The sequence below is a fragment of the Sulfitobacter sp. HI0040 genome (genome assembly GCF_001634885.1).
Classification (GTDB): domain Bacteria; phylum Pseudomonadota; class Alphaproteobacteria; order Rhodobacterales; family Rhodobacteraceae; genus Sulfitobacter.
Map to the genome: position 1 here is coordinate 1 of NZ_LWEX01000443.1, position 22,249 is coordinate 22,249.

Here is a 22,249-nt window from a genome sequence, read left to right on the forward strand (position 1 = left end):
CTGCACCTCCCCTTCATCGGGGCTTTCGCCCAGCTCGTCCATCAGCTTCGCTTCGTCGGAATCGGCGCACATGACGTTGGCGCCCTGATCGGCCAGATGCCGGGCGATGGACAGGCCGATGCCGCTGGCGGCCCCGGTCACGATGGCGGTTTTGCCTGAGATGGAAAATGACATGAAGGTCCCTTCAGTCTGCCGGGTTCAGCGGCGGCCCCGTAGCGGGCGCGCGGCGTGAAAAAGCTTAAAACGGGCGTCGCCGCCGATTTCCTCCACATGGGCAAAGCGCTTTTTCAGCTCCCCCTCATATGGAAGATGCCGGTTGGCAACCAACCAGAGATTACCCTGCAACGACAGGATGCGGGCCGCGGCGGCGACGAAGGCCTGCCCGATCTGCGGTTCGGCGGCGCGCCCGGTATGAAAGGGAGGGTTCATCAACACGGTATCCATGCGATGCGGAGGTTCCCAGCGCGTCGCATCTTCCCAGTAAAAACGCGCACGCGGGTCCGTCACGTTATGGCGCGCACATTCCAGCGCCATGTGACCGGCTTCGACCAGATGCAGCGTCTCCACATCCTTGCGGGTCAGCGCATGGGCCGCGATATACCCCCAGCCCGCACCCAGATCGCAGACCTCCCGGCCCAGCGTTTCGGGCAGCGCCTCCACCAGCAGCGCCGAGGCCAGATCGACCCCGTCGGCGGAAAAGACACCGGGCGCGGTCCAGAACCCGCCTTCGGTGAGCGACGGCCCTTCGAGCCAGTCCTCGAAAAAATCGGTGGCGGTTTCGTCGATCCAGAAAAGCTTTCCATGGGCTTTCGAGATGGGTCCATGCACCGTAACCCTGCTGCGCATTTCACGCAGGATGCTATCGGCGCCGTCCGTCTTCTGCCCGTCTATGACCACGATGCCGTCGCTGACCGCGCAGGCCTCTGCCACGAGCGACCGCGCCTCGACCTTGGCGCGAGGCAGGCTGACGATTGCGGCGGCATAGCGATCCTTGGTGACGCGCATCACCTCGTATCCGCGTTCTTCCCATGCATCGTAGTTGGGCTTGAAATCATTGATGATGCGCAGGCGCTCGGCTGGCAGCCCTGCCAGATCGGCATCCATCGGGGGGCGAAACGCTGCAATCAGCCCTTCTTCGGGCAGCTCGAGCCCGCCGCCATCCATCGCGACCTGCAAGCGCGTATCGATCACGCGCTACTCTTCCTTTTCCATGGTGCACTGCAGCGGATGCTGGTGACGCCGGGCAAAATCCATGACCTGCGCAACCTTCGTCTCCGCGATCTCGTGACTGAAGACGCCGACCACGGCCAGCCCCTTCTTGTGCACTGTCAGCATGATCTCGAACGCCTGGGCGTGGTTCAGGCCGAAGAACCGTTCCAGCACATGAACGACGAATTCCATGGGTGTGAAATCGTCGTTCAACAGCATCACCTTGTAGAGAGGCGGACGCTTTGTCTTGGGCTTCGTCTTGGTCAGAAGCTCGGTCTCGTCTTCGTCCCCGGGACGCCCGGCCATGGATAGATCGTCAAGGCGCATTGCTGCTCCTGAGCTTGCGTGAAGTTTACGAGTCGCGTGGGAGGTATATAACCTTCGGACGCCATTGGAAAAGGGGGAGTATAACGTGCACCCGAGGGTCACAACCATAGGTTTCGATGCAGACGACACGCTCTGGCACAATGAACGCTACTTTACGCTGACCCAGGACCGCTTCGCGGCCCTCTTGGCCGATCATGCGGCGCCCGAAGGTCTGATGGACAGGTTGTTGGAGGCAGAACGACGGAATCTTCCCCACTATGGCTTCGGGATCAAGGGGTTCACACTATCGATGATCGAAACCGCGATCGAGGTGACCGACGGTGCGGTTACTGCAGATGTCATCGCCGAAATCCTGCAGGCGGGGCGGCAGATGCTGTCGCATGATGTCGAACTGCTGCCCCATGTCACCCGCACGCTCGAACAACTGGGGGAACGCCATCGCCTGATCCTCATAACCAAGGGGGACCTGCTGGACCAGCAGCGCAAGCTGGCCGAGTCGGAGCTGCGCGGCTATTTCGACGCGGTTGAAATCGTCTCGGACAAGAACAGCGGCATCTATTCGGAGATCTTCGCCCGGTGCGGGGACGGTCCGGAAAGGGGTCTGATGGTGGGGGATTCCATGCGGTCGGACGTGCTCCCGATGATCGCGGCGGGCGGCCATGGTGTTCACGTGCCCCATGGCACCCCTTGGGCGATTGAGCGGGCAGAGCCGCCGCACGGCGAAGCGCGCTATCACGAAATCGCGGACTTGGCCGCGCTGCCGGCGCTGGTTCACCGCTTATGTGCAGAATCATGAAACGTAAGGTTCACCGGCAAACTACCGCCGTATTACCGCCTTATTCCGGCCACATTACCCCCTATGGTATGAATAAATCGTAGTCTCGCTACATCTGGAAAAACAATAATCCTTAATTCGATGAAACCTTTCTTCGGAATGGGTTTATCGGGCACCGAACCTGTGGTAGTGTAGTCTCAATAAAATTGGCCAGTCGAAAAAAATCGGCGGTCAGAGGCAGAGTAAAGGCAGGTTAACTATGAAGGCGCGCCGCGTGCAGCCAGCCCGTTTGGGGTTGTTCCTTTCAGCAATCGTCTGGTTACTGATTATCGTCCCCCTGGGCGCCCGTGCGGCCCCCTACGCAGCCCATGTGATTGATGCCCGCAGCGGGGAGGTGCTCCATTCGGAGAACGCAGATACCCGGCTGCACCCCGCGTCGCTCACAAAGATGATGACGCTTTACATCGCTTTCGAAGCCATCCAGCACGGTGAAATCTCGCTCGACACGCAGGTCGAGATCACCCGGAACGCTGCCTCCGAACCGCCCAGCAAGCTCGGGCTGCGCCCGGGCCAGAAGATCGCGCTGCGCTACCTGATCCGTGCTGCCGCGGTGAAGTCCGCCAACGATGCCGCCACGGCAATCGGAGAGGCCATCGGAGGGTCCGAAGCGTCCTTTGCCCGCCGCATGAACCGCACCGCCAAAGCCATGGGGATGACGCGGACGACCTTCAAGAACATGCACGGGCTGACGGAAAACGGCCATCTTTCCACCGCCCATGACATGACGATCATGGGTCGGCATCTGCTTTATGACTATCCGCAGTATTACAATCTCTTTTCCCGCATCACGGCGGACGCGGGGGTGCGCAAGGTATCCCATACGAACCGCCGTTTCCTCAGCGCCTACAAGGGCGCCGACGGCATCAAGACGGGCTACACACGCGCTGCAGGGTTCAACCTGACCGCCTCTGCCGAGCGGGGCAATGAACGGATCATCGTCACGGTCTTTGGCGGCAAATCCACCGCCTCGCGCAATGCCAAGGTCGCCGAACTGATGGACCTGGGCTTCCGCCGGGCGCCTTCGGGGGCGCCGGTGCGCAAACCCGGCGCGCCGCTTTACGCCGGCGCCGGGGACACGGGCGATGCGGCGGGTCCTGCCGGAAAGATCATCCGCCTTGCGGGCGCGGTCAAGGAATCCAAGCGACCGGAGCTTCGGCCCGGCACCGCGCAGACAGTCCTCGTTGCTTCGCTCGAACCGCTGGCGCCGCTCGATCCGGTCGTAACCCAGGACGATATCAGCAAGGCGTTGCTTGAGGCCGTAGAAAGCCCGGCTGAGCCAGCCGTCTCAGAAGCGGAGACCATTGCTCTGGCCTCGGCCACCGTGTCCATGCGCCCCACCCTGCGCCCGGCGGACACCGACGACAGCGCAACCGACACGGCGGTGCAAGCTGTCCTGACAGAAGCGGCCGTTGTCGCCGTAGCGAAGCCTGCGGCGCCTGAGGTCGTTACCCGCGTCTCCACATCCGGCGGGCGGCACTGGGGCGTCAACGTTGGCCGCTACCCCAGCCGCTATGCAGCGGAGACCATCCTGCTCAAGACCGCCCTGGCCGAAATGTCCACGCTCGACGGTACGCTGCGCAAGGTCGTCCAGCGCCCGCAGGGCTTCGATGCGAACTTTCTGGGCATGACCCGGGAAAGCGCTGACCTCGCCTGCCGTCGTCTGCAGGCTCGCAATATCCAGTGCTTCATGGTCGGCCCCCCGGCGAGCTGACTTATACCGCGCCGTTCTTCATGGAGAAGGCAGAGAGGCCCCCCGTCTGATAGCGGTGGGCCTTCTTCTTGGGGGTGCCTTTTCGGATCGCTCAGGTCGTCGCCTGAAGGAGTGTACGCGTATACTCGCTGCGCGGGTTGTCGTAGAGATCCTCGGCTGAGCCGTATTCCACGACATCGCCCCGCTTCATCACCATCACCTGATGGGACATGGCGCGAACTACCTTTAGATCGTGGCTAATGAAAAGGTAAGCCAGCCCGTATTTCACCTGCAACGCGCGAAGCAGTTCCACGATCTGTACCTGCACCGTCATGTCCAGCGCGCTGGTGGGTTCGTCCAGCACCAACAGGCGTGGCCGCAGGACCATCGCGCGGGCAATGGCGATACGCTGCCTCTGCCCGCCAGAGAATTCGTGCGGGTAGCGATCCATCGTCGCGGGGTCGAGGCCGACTTCCACCATCACTTCGGCCACCAGTTCGCGTTTGTCACGCGCGGCGTCCACTTTGTGAATTTCCAGCCCTTCGGCGATGATCTGGAAACAGGTCATCCGGGGCGAGAGCGAGCCAAACGGATCCTGAAAGACGATCTGCATCTCCGACCGCAGACGCCGCAGCTCCCGGGTGGACCACCGGCGCACATCTTCATCGCGAAAGCGGATGGCCCCTTCTGAAGAGATGAGACGCATGATCGCCAGCGCTAATGTCGTCTTGCCGGAACCGGATTCGCCGACGATCCCCAAAGTCTCCCCCGCCCGGACGGAAAGCGTCGCGTCGTTCACAGCCTTTACATGGCCCACGGTGCGTTTCAGCAGCCCTTTCTGGATCGGGAACCAGACCTTGAGGCTCTCTGTCTCCACAATGGTTTCGGCATCGGATGCCACCGGGGCGGGCGTACCGGTCGGCTCCGCGCTCAGCAGTTTGACGGTGTAGGGGTGCTGCGGATTCTCGAAAATCTCCCGCGTCGGGCCCTGTTCGACGATCTCCCCCTTCTGCATGACGCAGACCCTGTCCGCGATGCGGCGGACGATGCCGAGGTCATGGGTGATGAAAAGAAGGCCCATACCCTCGCTGTCCTTCAACTCCTTGAGAAGGTCGAGGATCTGGGCCTGGATCGTCACGTCGAGCGCGGTCGTCGGTTCATCCGCGATCAGCACGTCGGGCTTGTTGGCGAGCGCCATCGCGATCATGACGCGCTGGCGCTGACCACCGGAAAGCTGGTGCGGATAGGCGCCCAGACGGCTTTCGGCGTCCACGATGCCCACCTTGTCCAGCAGTTCCAGAATACGCGCCCGCGCGGCACCCCCCGTGAGGCCCTGATGAAGTGCGAGGGATTCCGACAGCTGCTTTTCGATCGTGTGCAGCGGGTTGAGCGAGGTCATCGGCTCCTGAAAGATGAAGCTGATATCGTTGCCTCGCACCTTGCGCAGCAACGCCTTGCTCGCCCCAATCATCTGCTGTCCGTCGTAGATGACGGAGCCCGAAACCTCAGCGCTGTCGCCCAGCAGGGAAACGGTGGAAAGCGCTGAGACAGACTTGCCGGAGCCGGACTCCCCCACAAGCGCTACCGTCTCGCCCTTGTTGACCTGAAAGGAGACGCCTTTCACGGCATGGCTGAGCTTGCCGTCCTGCCGGAAGGAAACAGACAGGTCCTGAACGTCGAGAAGAGCGGTCATGGGCGAGGCCTATGTATAGGGCTAAGGCTCGGCCCGTGGCCGAGCAGCCCCCGGCCGCCCCCACGGGCGGGGGCTTTGCCCCCACCATCGGCCGGGGACTGGATTTTGGGCAAATGGCACGTATTCACGAAAAGGTCTTCCTCGGATCGAAAGCGTCCCGGATGCCTTCGAAGATGAAGACGAGCAGCGACAGCATGATCGCAAATGTGAAAAAGGCGGTGAAGGCCAGCCACGGCGCCTGCAGGTTCTGCTTGGCCTGCAACGTAAGCTCCCCCAGCGATGGCGCAGAGGACGGCAAACCGAAGCCCAGGAAGTCGAGGATGGCGAGGGTAGAGATCGTTCCCGTGATGATGAAGGGCAGCATGGTCAGCATGGCGACCATGGCATTTGGCAGCATGTGCCGGAACATGATCGTCATGTTGCCCACACCCAACGCGCGCGCCGCGCGGACATATTCGAGGTTCCGCGCCCGCAAGAATTCCGCCCGCACCACACCCACCAGCGCGGTCCATGAAAACAACACCAGCAGAAAGACCAGCAGCCAGAAACTGCGGCCCAGGATCGCGAACATGATGATGATCACGTAAAGCGAAGGCGTCGAAGACCAGATTTCGATGATCCGCTGGAAGATCAGATCGATCCAGCCGCCGAAGAACCCCTGTACCGCCCCCGCGATGACCCCGATAAGGCTCGCCAGCCCGGTGACGATCAGCGTGAACAGGATCGACAGGCGGAAGCCGTGGACAACCCGGGCTACCACGTCGCGCTTCGTCCCGTCCGTCCCCAACCAGTTCTGACTGTTAGGCGGCAGCGGCGCCGCGCCCGGGCGATCAACAGCAGTGTCGAAAGAGTAGGGAATGATCGGCCAGATCGACCAGCCCTTCACAATCGGTTCGCCTTCGACGACACCGTCCTCCGCATCCTCGATATAGGCTTCAGGATCGTCGAAACATTGCTCCAGCCCGCCGGTCGCGATCAGGCATTTGACCTCAGGGTCGCGATAGACGGCTTCGGTCTGGAAATCCCCGCCAAAGGCCGTTTCGGGATAGAAGTTGAAAATCGGCATGAAGTATTCGCCGCGGTAGTTCACGAGGATCGGCTTGTCGTTGGCCACGAACTCCGCAAAGAGCGAAATCCCGAAGAGCACCGCAAAGATCCACAGCGACCAATAGGCGCGACCGTTCCGCCGGAAGTTGCGCCAGCGCCGCTGGTTCAACGGTGACATCAGCCTGCGCGGGGCCTTCGTGACGGGGGGCGGCGCATCCTGACCCGGGGATTTCTGGGCCAGCGGGTCGGTTTTCGAAAGATCGCTCACCTCAGCCCTCCCGCTTTTCGAAGTCGATGCGCGGATCGACGAAGACATACATAAGGTCCGACAGAATCCCTACGACGAGGCCGATCAACCCGAAGATGAACAGCGTTCCGAAAACGATCGGATAATCCCGCGCCACCGCAGCCTCGAACCCCAGACGTCCCAACCCGTCGAGGGAGAAAATGGTTTCGATGATCAGCGAGCCTCCGAAGAAAACCCCGATGAAAACGGCCGGAAACCCCGCGATCACGATCAGCATCGCGTTGCGGAAAACATGCCCATAGAGAACCTTCCGCTCGCTCAAACCCTTGGCCCGGGCGGTCATGACATAGTGCTTCTTGATCTCGTCGAGGAAGCTGTTTTTCGTCAGCAGGGTGAGCGTGGCAAATGCGGAGATCGTGGAGGCGAGCACCGGAAGCGTGATGTGCCAGAAATAATCGGCCACTTTTCCCAAGGGGCTCAACTGATCGAAATTGTCAGACGTCAGCCCGCGCAGGGGGAAAATCTGCCAGTACGATCCGCCTGCGAACAACACCAGCAATAGGATCGCGAAAAGAAACCCGGGGATTGCATAGGCCGCGATGATCGCGCCGGAAGTCCATGTGTCAAAGCTGGTACCGTCCCGAACCGCCTTAGCGATGCCAAGGGGGATCGATACGATATAGGCGATCAGCGTGGACCAGAGGCCAAGCGTAATGGAAACCGGCAGCTTTTCCTTGATCAGGTCTATCACGCCGATAGAGCGGAAATAGCTCTCTCCGAAGTCGAAGCGCATGTAGTTCCACATCATCGAAAGAAACCGTTCGACGGGCGGTTTGTCGAATCCAAATTCCTTTTCCAACTCCGCGATGAATTCGGGCGGCAATCCGCGGGCGCCGACGTAGTTTTCATTCGCGGTCGTATCGGTCGTGCCAGCATCGTTGCCGGATCCTGCGAACCCTTCGAAGACATCACCGCCGCCCTGGATACGGGCGATGGCCTGTTCCACCGGGCCGCCCGGCACGAATTGCACCAGCGCGAAGTTGATCAACATGATGCCGAGCAACGTTGGAATGATCAGCAATAGCCGTCGAAGGATATAGGCGCCCATGGGGGAGAGTTACCTCAGCGCGCCCGCGGCCCGCAACTCGGCTGCCCTGTCCGCGTCATACCACCAGAAATCCAGATAACCGAGCCCGTAGGGGGGCTGCGATTCTGGATGATCGTACTGGTCATAATAAGCCACCCAATAGCTATCCTTGTACCATGCGGGGATCATGAAGAATTCATACCGCAGCGCACGGTCCAACGCCTTCAGGGTCGCCTCCTCCTCCTCGGCGGATTCCGCGTTCAGCGAGGCTTCGATGATGGCGTCGACCAGCGGACTCGCCAGACCGGCGGGGTTGAACAGCGAATATTCCGCCGCTTCCGAGCCGTATCGCTGCGCCAGTCCCGTGCCGGTGCCAAGGAAGGCCGCATAGCCATCGAACACCATGTCATAGTCACGATCGCGTTCGCGGAGCGTGTACTGCGAGGCGTCGACCTTTTCGAGCACCGCATCCACACCCATGGCCTGCAGGTTTGAGATGTAGTTCTCCACCACCGCGCTCAGCGTGGCGGAGCCTGCCGAATTGAGCAGGAATTTCAGACGCAGCGGCTCACCGTCGGCATTGCGGCGCATGCCGTCGGGCCCGACGGACCAGCCCGCTTCATCCAGCAGTTTCATGGCGCGCCGCGTGTTGCCGCGGTCCAGCAGGCGGGACGCGTCGGAGACATGCGGCATGACGGCTTTGTCAGTCAGCAATTCCGGGGGCACAATGTCACCGAGCGACTGCAGGAAAGCCAGTTCGTCGCCTTCGGGCGCCCCGGTCGCCATCAGCGGCGTGTCCTGTGAAAAAGAAGCACGCGGTTTGAAAAGCCCGTATTGCAGGGATTCGTTCGTCCACTCGAAGTTGAAACCCAGCGCCAGCGCTTGGCGCACGCGCTTGTCCTGCAAAACCTCACGACCGAGGTTGAAGACAATCCCCGACGGCGTCGGCGGGGACCCGTCAGGGATCTCCTCCTTCACCACGTAGCCCTGCTGGACCTTGGGGAAATCATAGGCACTGGCCCATTGCTTGGAATTGCCTTCCTCCCGGAAGGTGTATTCCCCGGCCTTGAACGCCTCGAACGCGGAATTCTCGTCACCGAAATATTCGATGCGGATCCTGTCGAAGTTGTTGCGGCCCACGTTGAAAGGCAGGTCCTTGCCCCAATAATCGGGATTGCGCTTGTAGACGATGCGGCGGTTCACATCGATCGACTCTACCATGTAGGGCCCGGATCCGGGGGAAATCTCCAACCGGGATTCATCCAGCCGCGCGCCTGTTTCCTCGTACCACTTCTTCGACCACGCGGGAACGCCACCCACCTGATCGATCAGGCTGCGGCGCGAAATGCCCGGCGTGAAGTAGAATTTGATCGTGTAATCGTCGATCACCTCTACCTTGGGAATGCGCTTGCGCACCGCGTCGGCGTAGGATTTCAGCCCCTGATCCAGCAAGAGGTTATGCGAAAAGGCAATGTCATGCGCGGTGACGGGATCACCGGTAGAGAACTTTGCGTCCTTGCGCATGTGGAAGATCACCCAATCCTTGCTTTCGGGATACTCAAGGCTTTCGCACAGAAGGCAGTAGCCTTCGCCGTAGACATCCGCCGGGGCAAGCTCATTGCCCGTCCCTTCGCCCAGCAGGCTTTCGTACATGATCGTACTCAGCGCACCGCCCCGGCCCTTGCGGCTGTAGGGGTTCATCGAATCGAACGTGCCGAGCGCAGACAGCGAAATTTCACCACCCTTGGGGGCATCCGGGTTCACATAGTCGAAATGCTCGTAATCCGCCGGATACTTCAGGTCGCCATAGAAGGAATAGCCATGACTGCGGATCATGTTCTCTTCCTGCGCGAAAAGCGGCGCCGCCAGCACCAGCGCGGACAACAGGGCCAGCAGGAAGGTGAGCGGAGCGAAAGTGCGCGCGTAGCCGGGCAGGCAGGCGACGCGGGTGACGGCTTTGGGCATCTGGCTGGTCCTCATGTCAAAGGTCGATCAGTGCGGTTGAAACATCACGTAGGCTAACGGCGGGGCGAACCAAGTTACAAGTTGCGAATATGTTATCTGACGCCGCAAACGCAAAAGGCCGCCCCAATCGGGCGGCCCCTGAAGTCGGAAACGGCTGAAGATCAGCCCCCGAGGCTTTCCAGATAGGCGATCACGTCCGCCCGATCCTCCGGCTTGCGCAAACCGCCAAAGCCCATGGTGGTCCCGGGCGCATAGCCGCGCGGATCTTCGAGGAACCCGTTCAGCGCCTCGTAGTCCCAGGCACCTTCGAGGCTCTGGAGAGCGCCGGAATAGTTGAACCCGGCGACAGAGGCGATGTCACGCCCGACCACGCCATAAAGATAGGGGCCAACCGCGTTCTCACCATCCACGACCTTGTGGCAGGCGCTGCACTTGCGGAAGACGCCTTCGCCCTTGCCGGGATCGGCGTTCGCCATCAGTGCCGCGAAATCGACTTCGGCACCGCCTTCGTCGCCGCCCGCGTCGGCCACTTCGATGACATAGGACGCTTCGCCATGCGCTTCGGCATGGTAGAGTTCTTCACCCGCCCATTTGCCCAGCAGCAGGATCAGCCACGCGCCGAAGAGGCCGGCGGCGATTTTTGTCAATGTCATCGTATCGAACATGCGTCTGGGTCCATCACTCTAATTCGGGTCATCTGCTTGGCGGGTATCTATTGCTTTCCCTTCACGCAGGCAAGATGTACTTACCGCGACCAAACGACCTAACGCAATGATCCGGCATCACAACCGGCGAGGGGCGCAGATGACACAGACCAATCCGCCGCGGATCGCCTTTCAGGGGGCACTGGGTGCCTACAGCCACGAAGCCTGCATGAAAGCGCGGCCCGGCATGGTCCCCGTGCCCTGCACGACCTTCGAAGGCGTCATCCGCGCGGTAAAGGAAAACCGCGCCGATCTCGCCATGCTTCCGGTGGAAAACACCACCTATGGCCGGGTCGCCGATATTCATCGCCTCCTGCCCGAAAGCGGCCTGCATATCATCGGCGAAGCCTTCGTCAGGGTACGCATCGCGCTGATGGCCCTGCCGGGGGCGACACTGCCTGACATCCGCCACGTGCGCGCGCACATGGTTCTGCTTCCTCAGGCGCGCAGCTTCCTGCAACAGAACGGTATAACTTCCGAAGCGGCCGCCGACAGCGCCGGCGCGGCGGAAGAACTAGCCCAGTCGGGCGACCGCACGCAGGGCGTTCTGGCCAGCGAGGTCGCGGCCGAGATCTACGGGCTTCAGGTGCTGGCCCGGGATATCGAGGATCTCGAACATAACACCACGCGCTTCCTGCTCATGGCGCCCGAACTGGACGGTACGCGCCGGGGCGAAAACATGCTGACGACCTTCGTCTTCGAAGTGCGCAACATCCCCGCCGCGCTCTACAAGGCCATGGGGGGATTTGCGACCAATGGTGTCAACATGACCAAGCTGGAGAGCTACATGGTGGGCGGTTCGTTCACCGCCACACAGTTCTATGCCGATATCGAAGGGCATCCGGATGACCCGGCGGTTCAGCGCGCATTGGAAGAGTTGAACTACTTCACCAATATGCTGGAGATTCTGGGCGTTTACCCCAGCGATCCGGGCCGCGCTCAGGTCTGAGCGCACGCATTGCCCCCGCGCAGGCTAGGCGCGGCTCGCGGTGTCCCGGCGATAGCGTTCTTCCATGCCATTGGCATATTCAGCGACCCGCAGCTTGTACTTGGCGGTCAGCGAGGATTTGGCCAGCTTCATCGACTGGATCATCAGACGCGAAGACAGGTTCAGCGGCTTGACCTCAAGCGTGACCATCACCCGCGTCCGTTTGCGTGACAGGGGGACCAGCTCAAAGCTCATCTCGCCAAGCAGGCCGGAGGACCGGCTTTCGAATACCATCTCGGTCGGCCGGTCGAAGGTGACCATCTCGATCTCCACCTCGCGCTTTTTCCCGCGCATCTCGAAGACGGCCTGCCACTTCATCCCCACGGCGGGCTTGGTAAACTGGTCCAGCCTCTGCACCTCTGCACCGCGCCGCATGGCCGCGCGCTCGAAGCTTTCGAAATCGCACAACATGTCGAAAACGGCATCGATCGGTGCTTCGATATCTTCTTTGGTAGAGAATTTCATGAACTGCCCAGTCGTTTTTTGATTGGCGTCATTCTTGCTTCAATCGAGTGTATCCGCAAGCCAGTTCTCCAGGAGGAAATGGGCAATGGCACCCTTCCTTGCGGGAAGGATCCTTTCGTGTTCGCCGGCGAATATCTGCATCATTTCTTCCCGGCTGACCCAAAGTGCATCTTCGATCTCAATCGGATCAATGGTGATGCCGCTCGAGATCGCGCGGCCCTCACAACCGAACATGAGCGAGGCCGGAAAGGGCCACGGCTGGCTCGAAAGATAGCTGACCTCGCCCACCTGCACGCCCGCTTCCTCAAAGACCTCACGGCGCACGGCGGCTTCCAGCGTCTCTCCCGGCTCGACGAAGCCTGCCAGCAGCGAATACATCCCCTGCGGCCAACCGGGGGAACGGCCCATCAGCACCGAGTTGCCGTGCGTGATCAGCATGATCACCACCGGGTCGGTGCGCGGAAAATGGGAGGCCCTGCAGGCGGGGCAGACACGCTGCCACCCGGCCTGCGCGACATGGGTGCCCGCGCCGCAGCGGGCACAGCAGGGATGGGTCCGATGCCATTCGAGGATCGCCTTGCCCGTCGCGGCGAGTTCCGCATCCCGGGGTGAAAGCCATGTCATCGTGCGCCGCAGCTCTGCAAAAGCGAGCGGTTCTTCCAGCAGGGGGTGGCGCTGTTCGGACGCGTCGAGAAAGCCGCCCAGCGCATCAAGGTCCGCATCGTCCGGCACCCAGCCGGAGACGTCCACCGCGAAACGCGGAGCGCCCTCTTCCCTGCCCAGCAGGATCGGATCGGCCCCGTGCGCGGAAATGACCGGATGATCCATCGGTATACGGGCAAGCGTGGCCGGGCGTTCCCGCCGGATCAACGGCTTGCCGCGCCAGAACAGGATTGCGGCGGCCCCGGCATGGCGCAGCGCCTGCGCTACTGCTTCCGCATCGTTCCGGATGTCTCCGGCCCGGTCCAGTCCCGATCCGCCGAACGTCACATGTTCCGCATTCTTCATCCTGTCGCCTCACGATTGCACCTGAACTGCACGGTTGCCTGCCTATCGCGCCAAAAGCAATGGCACCGGGCTTGCGTCCTCGCGAGAGGTCCAGCATAACGAAACAATTAAAGGTTGTTTATTTTATTTCCCACTTTCGCTGAACGAGAATACATGCCGCCCGTTTCCACGGACCCCGAACCTGTTTCCGAAATCACGATCCGCGTGCTGGCCACCACGGATCTGCATATGCATCTGCTTGGATCAAATGATCCGGGAAAACCACCGGCACCCACCGGCGGCCTTGCCGGTATCGCATCACTGATCGAAACCGCCCGCGCGGAAGCCGAAGCCTCAGGCGTCCCATGCCTGCTGTTCGACAACGGGGATACGCTGCAAGGCACGCCGCTGGCCGAAACGCTGGCCGAAGCACCCGTCACCCCGGATCATGCATTGGTGCAAAGCTTCAACGCGTTGAAATTCGATGCCTGCGGCTTGGGCAATCACGATCTTGACTTCGGCCTCCCCTATCTTTTCGATGTGGCCCGCCATCTGTCCATGCCGCTAATCGCCAGCAATCTGGAGGTGGACGGACCATCGCCCCTTGTAAACAGGCATATGCTGGAAGTCCCTCTGCGCCAGCCCCTCCCCGGGGGGCGCGAAAATCTCCGAATAGGTATTTTCTCCGTCCTGCCTGAAACCACCGCGATGTGGAACGCCGACGCATTGGAAGATCGCGCGCGTGTTATGCCCGTTCTTGGCGCAGCCGAACGTGCCGCCGGTGATCTGCGCCGCGAAGGTGCCGATCTCATCATCGCACTGGCCCACATGGGACCTGACCGGGGCGACAAGCCATCGCCGCTGAAGGACCTGACCTGCGCCGATGCGATCATCGCCGGGCATACGCATCTGCGCTGCGCGTCGGCGGCGGGTGTGCCGTCGGACACCCCGCCCCCACGCCCCATGGTCATGCCGGGATATGCCGGATCGGATCTCGGTGTGCTGGACCTGCACCTCCGCACCGACCAAACCGGCACCGTGGAGCTGGTGGCCCACGAAAGCGCGCTACGCCGTAACGGTCCGGGGGCGCCACAGAACCCCCGCATTCAGGCCATTTGCGCAACGGCCATCTGGGATACCGCCCGCAAGCTGGAGGAACCGGTTGCCTACCTCGATCATGGCCTGCGCAGCTATTTCGCGCTGGCCCGGCCCACCGGCACCACAGCGCTGATCGCGCGCGCGCAGGAACGGGCCGTTCGCCTTGCGCTTGCAGGAACACCGTATGCCGAACTGCCTGTCGTAAGCGTCGCGGCAGACCCCTGTACAGGCGGCAGGGGCGGGCCATGGGATTACGTTCATATCAGACCGGGAATCGTCCGCCGGCGCGACCTGGCGGCGCTCTGCCCCTATCGCAACAAGGTGTGGGCGGTCCGCACGACGGGCGCGGAACTGCGCCGTATGATGAACCACACCGCACGTATTTTTACGCAACTTTCCCCGGATGCGCCGGACCAGCCGATCAACGATCCGGCCTATCCCGGGTTCGAATTCGATACCTTCTACGGGCTGACCTGCACAATCGATCCGACCCGCCCGTCTGATCGGGTTCAGGAAGTTCGATGGAACGGCTCCCCCCTACGCGATGATGCGCCCTTTGTATTGGCAACGAACCAGTTTCGCGCAGCCGGGGGCGGCGGGGGACATCCGGCGAGGGCAGAAAATATCCTGCTGCGCGATGTGGCGCTGGTGCGCGAGGCCGTTGAGCAAACGCTCAATTCAGAAGGGTACGACCCGGCCCGCTACCCTACGCCGTGGCGCTTTGCCTGTCCGGTTCCGATCAGGGCCTGTTTGTACACCTCTCCCGATGCGTGCCGGTACCTGGGCGATGAGCTGAGCGGCGCGATATGCGAGGGCGAAACGCAGTCGGGTTTCGCCAAGGTGCGTCTGTCGCTCTGATGGTTGCCACCGCCGCCGACAATCCCTATATCGACGGATGAGAGGTTGGTGCGGGCAAGCGCCTCGCCAACCCGGTCAGATCCGGAAGGAAGCAGCCGTAACGAGCCCCGCTTGGGTCGTTATCAGCCTCTCACCACCGACGCGCGGCCCGAAAGGGTCAAAGCCTGTCGGTCGCGAATGTGTCGCAATCCTCCACCTGACCACTTTCAAACCCACGGGCGAACCAGGCCGAGCGTTGCTCGGACGTGCCATGGGTGAAAGTATGGGGCTGCGGCACCTGCCCGGCCTGGCGCTGCAGGTAATCGTCCCCGATCTTGCGCGCGGCGTTGAGAGCTTCGTCCAGATCGCCCTTTTCCATCAGGCCCCGCACGTTCGAGGCCCAGATGCCCGAAAAACAATCCGCCATCAGCTCCAGCCGAACTGTGAGCGCATTTGCTTCGGTCTGCGAAGCCCGCTGACGCGCGGCATTGACCTTGGGCAGGATACCAAGCTCATTCTGGACGTGATGTGCGACCTCATGCGCGATCACGTAGGCGGCGGCAAAATCGCCCCCTGCCCCCATCCGTTGATCGAGCAGACGGAAAAACTGGGTGTCCAGATAGGCGCGGCTGTCAGCCGGGCAGTAGAATGGCCCCGTGGCACCCGAAGCACCGCCGCAACTGCTTTGCGTCACACCGGAAAACACAACGAGCTTCGGAGGAACATACTCCCGGCCAAGCTGTTCATTGAAAACCGTGCTCCATACTTCTTCCGTGGTGGTCAGCACCTGCGCGGAAAACTGCGTCATCTCTCCGTCCGCTTCGCTCACGCCACGGCTTTGCTGAACCGGGGCGCTGCCGCCGGTGAGCAACGGTGTCACGTCGATCCCGGTGAAATATCCGATGGCGAGAACGGCCAACACGCCCACGATTCCCAAGCCTCCGGCGCGGGCACCCCGCCCGCCGCGCCGCACGACCACATTGCTGCTTTTTCGTATCCCGCGCAGGCGCATGTTCATTCTCCGGTGAAGTTTTCTTTGCCAAAGCAACGCATCAGCCTAGAAATCGTTCAATGACAGACTCGAATGAACTCGCCGAAGACCGCACCGACTGGGCAGAGGACCGAACCATTCTCGCGAATGAACGGACCTTCGCAGGATGGATGCGCACGGGCATGGCCTCTTTGGCGGTAGCAATCGGACTACGCGCCGTATTCGGCAGCTTCGAACCCACCTGGGCCGCAAAGGCGGTCGCTACCGTCTTCGTCGTCGCTGCTGTCTATATCTTCTGGGCGGCGCATGATTCAGCTACCAAGACCCTTTCGCGCCTGAACGATCATCACGCGAATGCCCAGCCGAACAACAGGATGCGTTTCATCGCGATCATCTTCAGCGTGGCTTCGATCGGTGTGGGCGGTATCCTCTGGGCGCTATAGGACGGTGGACGCCACCGAGGCGAGGTCCTAGTTTGGCGACTTGACCGAATCCTGTTCGAGGCCCCATGTCCGAGACTTCCGCCTACCGCGTCCTCGCCCGCAAGTACCGCCCCGAGACCTTTGCCGATCTCGTGGGGCAGGACGCCATGGTCCGGACACTGCGGAACGCCTTTGCCGCCGACCGCATCGCGCAGGCCTTTATCATGACGGGTATCCGCGGCACCGGAAAAACGACCACGGCCCGGATCATCGCTAAGGGCATGAATTGTATCGGCCCCGACGGCACCGGCGGCCCGACGACAGAACCCTGCGGCACATGCGAACACTGCGTGGCCATCATGGAAGGCCGCCATGTCGACGTGATGGAGATGGACGCCGCATCCAACACCGGCGTCGCGAACATCCGCGAAATCATCGACAGCGTTCATTACCGGGCCGCCTCCGCGCGCTACAAGGTATATATCGTGGACGAGGTTCACATGCTGTCCACAGGCGCTTTCAACGCGCTGTTGAAGACGTTGGAAGAACCCCCCGAACATGTGAAATTCATCTTCGCCACCACCGAAATCCGCAAGGTGCCTGTCACCGTGCTGTCGCGCTGCCAGCGTTTTGACCTGCGTCGTATCGAACCGGAAACCATGATCGCGCTGATGCGGCGGATCGCGACTGCCGAAGGCGCGTCGATATCGGATGACGCGCTGGCGCTCATCACGCGCGCCGCCGAAGGCTCGGCCCGGGATGCGACGTCTCTTCTCGATCAGGCCATCAGCCATGGCGCGGGCGAAACCACCGCCGACGAAGTGCGCGCGATGCTGGGCCTCGCCGATCGGGGCCGCGTGCTCGATCTGTTGGACGCGATCCTGCGGGGGGACGCTGCTGCGGCACTTGCCGAATTGGCGGCGCAATATTCCGAAGGGGCAGACCCGATGGCGGTGCTGCGCGACCTGGCGGAGATCACGCATTGGATCTCCGTGGTCAAGATCACGCCCGATGCCGCCGAAGACCCCACCATCGCCCCGGAAGAACGCAGCCGCGGCAAGGCGCTTGCCGAGGCCCTGCCGATCCGGGTTCCCTCCCGCCTCTGGCAGATGCTGCTGAAGGCGATCGAGGAAACGACGAGTGCGCCCAACGCGATGATGGCTGCGGAAATGGCGATCATCCGCATGACCCATGTGGCCGATCTGCCCTCCCCCGAGGAGCTTGTCCGCAAGCTAAGCGGCAGCACCCCGCCGCCTTCGCCCGGGCCCGGCGGCGGCAACACGGCACAGACCGCATCCGATGCCCCCGCTTCTGCCTCAACCTTGGTTTCTAAACCCACGAACGGGGGCGGCACGCATAGCAGGCTCGCCGCTGCCCCGGTGGCAGAGGCTGAGGCCGCCCTTTCGCGCTTTCCAACCTTTGAACATGTCGTGGAACTGATCCGGGCCAACCGCGACGTGCGCCTGCTGGTCGAAGTGGAAACCTGCCTGCGCCTCGCGGCCTACCGCCCCGGTCGCATCGAATTCACCCCAACACCGGACGCGCCCGCCGATCTGGCGCAGCGACTGGGCGCGCGTCTTCACCTCTGGACTGGCAACCGCTGGGCCGTCACGCTGGTCAACGGCAGCGAAGTTGAGACCATCGCGGAAGTGCGCGATGCGAAAGAGAACGCCCTCAAGCGGGACGCACTGGAACATCCGATGATGCAGGCCGTACTCGCCCAGTTTCCCGCCGCCCGGATCGTCGCGATCCGCACCCCGCAAGACATCGCGGCTGACGCAGTGGCCGAAGCCCTGCCCGAGGTCGAGGACGAATGGGACCCCTTCGAGGACGGTTGAACCACGCCGGTGCAACCGCATATAGAACCAGACCAACCCCACGGGAGACAGATATGCTCAAAGGCTTAGGCGGGCTCGGCGACATGGCCGGGATGATGAAGAAAGCGCAGGAAATGCAGGGCAAGATGGCCCAGCTTCAGGAAGAAATGGCAAATATCACCGTCACCGGTGAATCAGGCGCGGGCCTTGTGAAGGCCACGGCCACGGCAAAGGGCGAATTGACCGGACTCGAGATCGACCCCTCGATCTTCAACGGCGATGACAAGGAAGTCGTCGAAGACCTGATCCTCGCCGCCATCAAGGACGCGCAGGCCAAGGCCACGGAGCGTGCGCAGGCCGAAATGTCCAAGCTGACCGAAGGCATGGGCCTGCCCGCGGGCATGAAGCTTCCCTTCTGAACTTCCAAATGGCTCTAAATCCCCGCCGGAGGCACTTTTCCCTTCGCTCCGGCGGTGCCTTGGGGGCGCGGGTATGAGCAGCAACAGCACACGCGACATCGATGCCCTTATCGAGCTGATGGCGAAACTTCCCGGACTGGGGCCGCGTTCGGCCCGCCGGGCGGTGCTGCACCTCATCCGCAAACGCGCCCACCTTTTGACCCCCTTGGCCGCCCAAATGCAGAGGGTGGCCGAAACGGCGCGGGAATGTCTCAACTGCGGCAACGTCGGCACGACCGATATCTGCGATATCTGCACCTCGGAAAAGCGCGCGAACGGTGAACTCTGCGTGGTGGAGGATGTCGCCGATCTATGGGCGATGGAACGCTCCGGCGTGTTCAAGGGCCGCTACCATGTACTGGGCGGCACGCTTTCGGCGCTCGATGCGGTCGGCCCGCAGGAACTGCGCATCCCGCGCCTGCTGGACCGGGTCACGAGCGAAGGTGTGCAGGAAGTGATCCTTGCCCTCAACGCGACGATCGACGGTCAGACGACGGCGCATTACATCGCGGATCAATTGGAGGGGCAGGTTCGCCTGACCTCGCTGGCGCAGGGCGTGCCGATCGGCGGCGAACTCGATTACCTCGACGATGGTACGATCAGTGCCGCGATGCGGGCGCGCAAATCGCTCTAGGCGCCCTGCTGCTTAACCACATATGGCAGACATAAAGCGGCCGCCCGCTCCTCCCAAAGCAGGCGGCCTATTCCACGCGACGTGGGTCGTCAGATGACGATCACATCCAGCGGCGGAAAACCGTTGAACCCGACAGAACTGTAGGAGCTTGTGTAGGCTCCGCAGTTGCGGATCATGACCTTGTCGCCATCCCGCAGGGCCAGCGGCAGGTTGATCGGCCGCTTTTCATACAGAATGTCGGCGCTGTCGCAGGACGGACCGGCGAGCACGCAGGGGCCCATTTCGCCACCGTCGTGGGGTGTGACGAACTGGTAGCGGATCGCTTCGCCTTCGGTTTCGGCCAGACCGGAGAACCGGCCAATGTCCAGATAGACCCAACGGTGCATGTCGTCAGCCGATTTGCGCGAAACCAGCATGACTTCGGCAGCGATATGACCGGCCTCGGCCACCATGCCGCGGCCCGGCTCCGCCATGATCTGCGGCACGTCGCCGAAACGGGCTTCGACCGCTTTCATGACAGCAGCAGCGTAGGCGCGGGGCGCTTCGACGCTTTCGCCGTAGAACGCCGGGAACCCACCGCCGAGGTTCAGCAGTTGCAGGTCGTGGCCAGCAGCCACAGCGGCGTGCCAGAGGGGTGCGACCTGATCCAGAACCGGGTTCCAGAATTCGGCGCGGCGGGTCTGCGAGCCGACGTGGAAGGACAGGCCATAGGGCACGAGACCAAGGTCGCGGGCATAATCCAGCAGTTCCGGCAGCATCGAACCGGCGCAGCCGAACTTGCGGGACAGCGGCCAATCCGCCATGGAGTTTTCCACGATCAGACGGATGTAGACACGTGCGCCCGGTGCGTTCTCGGCGATCTTGTCGAGCTCGGCGATGGAGTCGGCGGCGAACAGGGTAACACCTGCGGCATGCGCGAATGCGATGTCGGCTGCACGTTTGATCGTGTTGCCGAAAGAGATGTTCTCCGGCTTGGCGCCCTGGGACAGGCAAAGCTCGACTTCCTGACGGGAGGCGGCATCGAAGCCCGAACCTTTGGCAACCAGCAGACGGATGATTTCCGCAGCCGGGTTGGCCTTTACGGCATAATGGATATGCGCGCGGCCAAGACCGTCATGCAGCGCGTCGTACTGCTGTGCTACACGATCACGGCTGACGACAAGCGTCGGCTTGTCGAACGTGTTGGCCGCGATGAAAGCGGCGGCTTGGTCGGCAAAGACGGGCGATGCGGCGCGCAGTGCGCCGGTGACGGTAGCGTTCATGGTCATCTCCAAAGAGCAGGTGGGGCGGGAGGTCCCCAAGAGTCGTTTCAAGAGACGTTACCGTCGCTACATAAACGCGGGTCAGTCAGCTGGTGATCTGACCGGCCAGAGGCGCGTGCGTTGGCGTCTGTGAGAGGCCATTTAAGCCATCATGAGATTCGCGCAAGGGGTTTTGGGACGCGCGGGCGATTTTTTTTTCAGGCACCGGGCGGATGGATGCACAAAGGTCGCTTTGACGGGAAACAACACCACGAAAACACATAGGAAATGTCGTTCTGGCGAAGCTCGGTGAGCTTCAGGTTTCCCAATCCGTACCGATGGGTTCGCGGTCCCGCTTACGCTCTTCCTCGATCACCTTCTCTGCTTCCTCACGCTCCTCGGGATCAAAATCCTCCGGATCGGAATTTGCCTTTTCAGTCTGCGCAAGGGCCAGTTCGAACCACATCGGAAAATGGTCCGAGCCGATCTTCGGCAGGCGCTGCATGTCGACAAGGCGGAACTTCGGATCGTGGAACAGATGGTCGAGCGGCCACCGCATCCATGGCATCGTGGCGCTGAACGTGTTGTAGAACCCACGCCCCACACGGGGGTCCAGCAGACCGGACAGGCGCTGGAAACGGCGAGTCGTACTGGACCAGGCCACGTCATTGAGATCCCCGGTGACGATGGCGGGCAGATCATCCTCTGCGGCCTCCATGCCGACCTGCACGATTTCGCCGTCCCTGCCCTTCGTATCGTGATCTATGACCGGCGGCTCCGGGTGTACGACGTAAAGCCGCAGCTTTCGCCCGTCGCGTAACGTGACCGTCGCCTTGATGGAGGGCACGCCCTCGGTGATCATCTCGCGCACGTCCACATCCGACAACTCAAGCCGCGACATCACGCAAAGCCCGTAGCCAGTGGTCTTGGGCACCTCTACCCAGTGCGGATAATCGACTTTCAGATCGGCCTTCAACGCGTTGATCCAGTCATTGTCGACCTCGATCGCCATCGCGATATCGGGTGATTTCTGCTGTATCAGTGTCGTCAGGCGGCGGTACGCCCGGTTCGACAACTTTACATTCGATGCAAGAAGGCTGATCCGTGCCCCGGCGTTCGCCTTCAAATCATCCGACGCGCTGACCGACTGTCGGCGCCAGATCGGTGTGAACTTGAGTACGTAGAGCAGTTGCACGCCGCCCACGATGGCCAGAAGGACCAGCGCCCAGAACCTCGGCCATCCCGAGTGGACGAAAGGCACCAGCACCGCCAGTGCCACACTCAGAAGCAGGTATTGCTCCCTCGGAAAGGCGAGGCCCCGGACGATGCCGTGCGGCACCTTGCTGAGCGGGACAAGACTGCCGATCACGAGGATCACGATAAAGACCCAAAGCACGCCGATCAGGATGGTCGAGAGCAAGTTTCCCTCCGTGCCCCGATGGGGGCCGCGTCACGTCAAGCGGTAGAGGTGTTGTACCTTACCTTCTCGAACCAACCTAGAGCGGGC

The 22,249-nt window shown here is 61.9% G+C and carries 21 protein-coding genes and 1 other RNA gene; 9 read left to right on the top strand and 13 right to left on the bottom strand.

All coding sequences use genetic code 11. The features are described 5' to 3' along the window. From A3728_RS18200 to clpS, 3 genes are all read right to left on the bottom strand, one after another. On the bottom strand, positions 1-174 hold a 174-nt coding region (locus A3728_RS18200), incomplete at its 3' end, for an SDR family NAD(P)-dependent oxidoreductase (RefSeq protein ID WP_150120878.1). Between the two features lie 24 nt (positions 175-198). Further along, positions 199-1,191, bottom strand: a complete 993-nt coding sequence (locus tag A3728_RS18205) for a class I SAM-dependent methyltransferase (RefSeq protein ID WP_067927024.1) — start codon at positions 1,189-1,191, stop codon at positions 199-201. Positions 1,192-1,194: 3 nt separating this feature from the next. Beyond that, complete coding sequence (gene clpS / locus A3728_RS18210) at positions 1,195-1,536, bottom strand: ATP-dependent Clp protease adapter ClpS (protein ID WP_067927032.1); 342 nt, start codon at positions 1,534-1,536, stop codon at positions 1,195-1,197. 85 nt (positions 1,537-1,621) lie between these two features. Between clpS and A3728_RS18215 the strand changes: the two genes are divergently transcribed. Beyond that, the gene (locus A3728_RS18215; protein WP_067927038.1) at positions 1,622-2,332 is read left to right on the top strand and encodes an HAD family hydrolase; all 711 of its coding nucleotides are present in this window, start codon (positions 1,622-1,624) and stop codon (positions 2,330-2,332) included. A 238-nt stretch (positions 2,333-2,570) separates the two neighbouring features. Further along, entirely contained in the window at positions 2,571-4,082 is a 1,512-nt protein-coding gene (locus tag A3728_RS18220) for a D-alanyl-D-alanine carboxypeptidase family protein (protein ID WP_067927041.1), read from the top strand. Between the two features lie 91 nt (positions 4,083-4,173). Here the strand turns inward: A3728_RS18220 and A3728_RS18225 are convergent, their stop codons facing one another. From A3728_RS18225 to A3728_RS18245, 5 genes are all read right to left on the bottom strand, one after another. Beyond that, complete coding sequence (locus tag A3728_RS18225; RefSeq protein ID WP_067927045.1) at positions 4,174-5,754, bottom strand: ABC transporter ATP-binding protein; 1,581 nt, start codon at positions 5,752-5,754, stop codon at positions 4,174-4,176. Between the two features lie 124 nt (positions 5,755-5,878). After that, positions 5,879-6,979, bottom strand: coding sequence for an ABC transporter permease (locus A3728_RS18230; RefSeq protein ID WP_067927118.1), 1,101 nt, complete (start codon positions 6,977-6,979; stop codon positions 5,879-5,881). A 91-nt stretch (positions 6,980-7,070) separates the two neighbouring features. Next, positions 7,071-8,156 carry a microcin C ABC transporter permease YejB gene (locus A3728_RS18235; RefSeq protein ID WP_067927047.1) on the bottom strand — a complete coding sequence of 362 codons (1,086 nt, stop codon included), beginning with the start codon at positions 8,154-8,156 and terminating at the stop codon, positions 7,071-7,073. 9 nt (positions 8,157-8,165) lie between these two features. Then, entirely contained in the window at positions 8,166-10,100 is a 1,935-nt protein-coding gene (locus tag A3728_RS18240; RefSeq protein ID WP_067927050.1) for an extracellular solute-binding protein, read from the bottom strand. 161 nt (positions 10,101-10,261) lie between these two features. Then, positions 10,262-10,765: a c-type cytochrome gene (locus tag A3728_RS18245; protein WP_067927053.1), complete on the bottom strand. Its 504-nt coding sequence runs from the start codon at positions 10,763-10,765 to the stop codon at positions 10,262-10,264. Positions 10,766-10,904: 139 nt separating this feature from the next. Between A3728_RS18245 and A3728_RS18250 the strand changes: the two genes are divergently transcribed. Then, a complete protein-coding gene (locus A3728_RS18250) occupies positions 10,905-11,753 on the top strand; it encodes a prephenate dehydratase (protein WP_067927121.1) in 849 nt (282 codons plus the stop codon). Positions 11,754-11,777: 24 nt separating this feature from the next. Here the strand turns inward: A3728_RS18250 and A3728_RS18255 are convergent, their stop codons facing one another. Continuing rightward, on the bottom strand, positions 11,778-12,257 hold the full coding sequence (locus tag A3728_RS18255; RefSeq protein ID WP_067927056.1) for an SRPBCC family protein: 480 nt from the start codon (positions 12,255-12,257) through the stop codon (positions 11,778-11,780). Between the two features lie 39 nt (positions 12,258-12,296). Further along, complete coding sequence (nudC, locus tag A3728_RS18260; RefSeq protein WP_067927059.1) at positions 12,297-13,265, bottom strand: NAD(+) diphosphatase; 969 nt, start codon at positions 13,263-13,265, stop codon at positions 12,297-12,299. A gap of 153 nt (positions 13,266-13,418) precedes the next feature. On the opposite strand from nudC, the gene A3728_RS18265 reads away from it, so the two are divergent. Beyond that, on the top strand, positions 13,419-15,200 hold the full coding sequence (locus tag A3728_RS18265; RefSeq protein ID WP_067927063.1) for a bifunctional metallophosphatase/5'-nucleotidase: 1,782 nt from the start codon (positions 13,419-13,421) through the stop codon (positions 15,198-15,200). A gap of 38 nt (positions 15,201-15,238) precedes the next feature. Further along, positions 15,239-15,336: signal recognition particle sRNA small type (gene ffs, locus A3728_RS18270), an RNA gene on the top strand. A 21-nt stretch (positions 15,337-15,357) separates the two neighbouring features. On the opposite strand, the gene ypfJ is transcribed toward ffs, so the two are convergent. Next, complete coding sequence (gene ypfJ / locus A3728_RS18275; RefSeq protein ID WP_067927124.1) at positions 15,358-16,191, bottom strand: KPN_02809 family neutral zinc metallopeptidase; 834 nt, start codon at positions 16,189-16,191, stop codon at positions 15,358-15,360. A gap of 59 nt (positions 16,192-16,250) precedes the next feature. Here ypfJ and A3728_RS18280 point away from each other — a divergent pair, with 59 nt between their 5' ends. From A3728_RS18280 to recR, 4 genes are all read left to right on the top strand, one after another. Beyond that, entirely contained in the window at positions 16,251-16,613 is a 363-nt protein-coding gene (locus A3728_RS18280) for a DUF202 domain-containing protein (RefSeq protein ID WP_067927066.1), read from the top strand. Positions 16,614-16,678: 65 nt separating this feature from the next. After that, the gene (locus tag A3728_RS18285) at positions 16,679-18,430 is read left to right on the top strand and encodes a DNA polymerase III subunit gamma/tau (RefSeq protein ID WP_067927070.1); all 1,752 of its coding nucleotides are present in this window, start codon (positions 16,679-16,681) and stop codon (positions 18,428-18,430) included. A 53-nt stretch (positions 18,431-18,483) separates the two neighbouring features. After that, on the top strand, positions 18,484-18,828 hold the full coding sequence (locus A3728_RS18290) for a YbaB/EbfC family nucleoid-associated protein (protein WP_067927074.1): 345 nt from the start codon (positions 18,484-18,486) through the stop codon (positions 18,826-18,828). 73 nt (positions 18,829-18,901) lie between these two features. After that, entirely contained in the window at positions 18,902-19,501 is a 600-nt protein-coding gene (recR, locus tag A3728_RS18295) for a recombination mediator RecR (RefSeq protein WP_067927079.1), read from the top strand. Positions 19,502-19,590: 89 nt separating this feature from the next. Here the strand turns inward: recR and A3728_RS18300 are convergent, their stop codons facing one another. Both A3728_RS18300 and A3728_RS18305 read right to left on the bottom strand, forming a co-directional pair. Next, positions 19,591-20,769, bottom strand: a complete 1,179-nt coding sequence (locus A3728_RS18300) for a type III PLP-dependent enzyme (RefSeq protein ID WP_067927082.1) — start codon at positions 20,767-20,769, stop codon at positions 19,591-19,593. A gap of 289 nt (positions 20,770-21,058) precedes the next feature. Further along, positions 21,059-22,162 (bottom strand): endonuclease/exonuclease/phosphatase family protein, encoded by a 1,104-nt coding sequence (locus tag A3728_RS18305; protein ID WP_067927085.1) that lies wholly within the window; start codon positions 22,160-22,162, stop codon positions 21,059-21,061. Between the last annotated feature and the right edge of the window lie 87 nt (positions 22,163-22,249).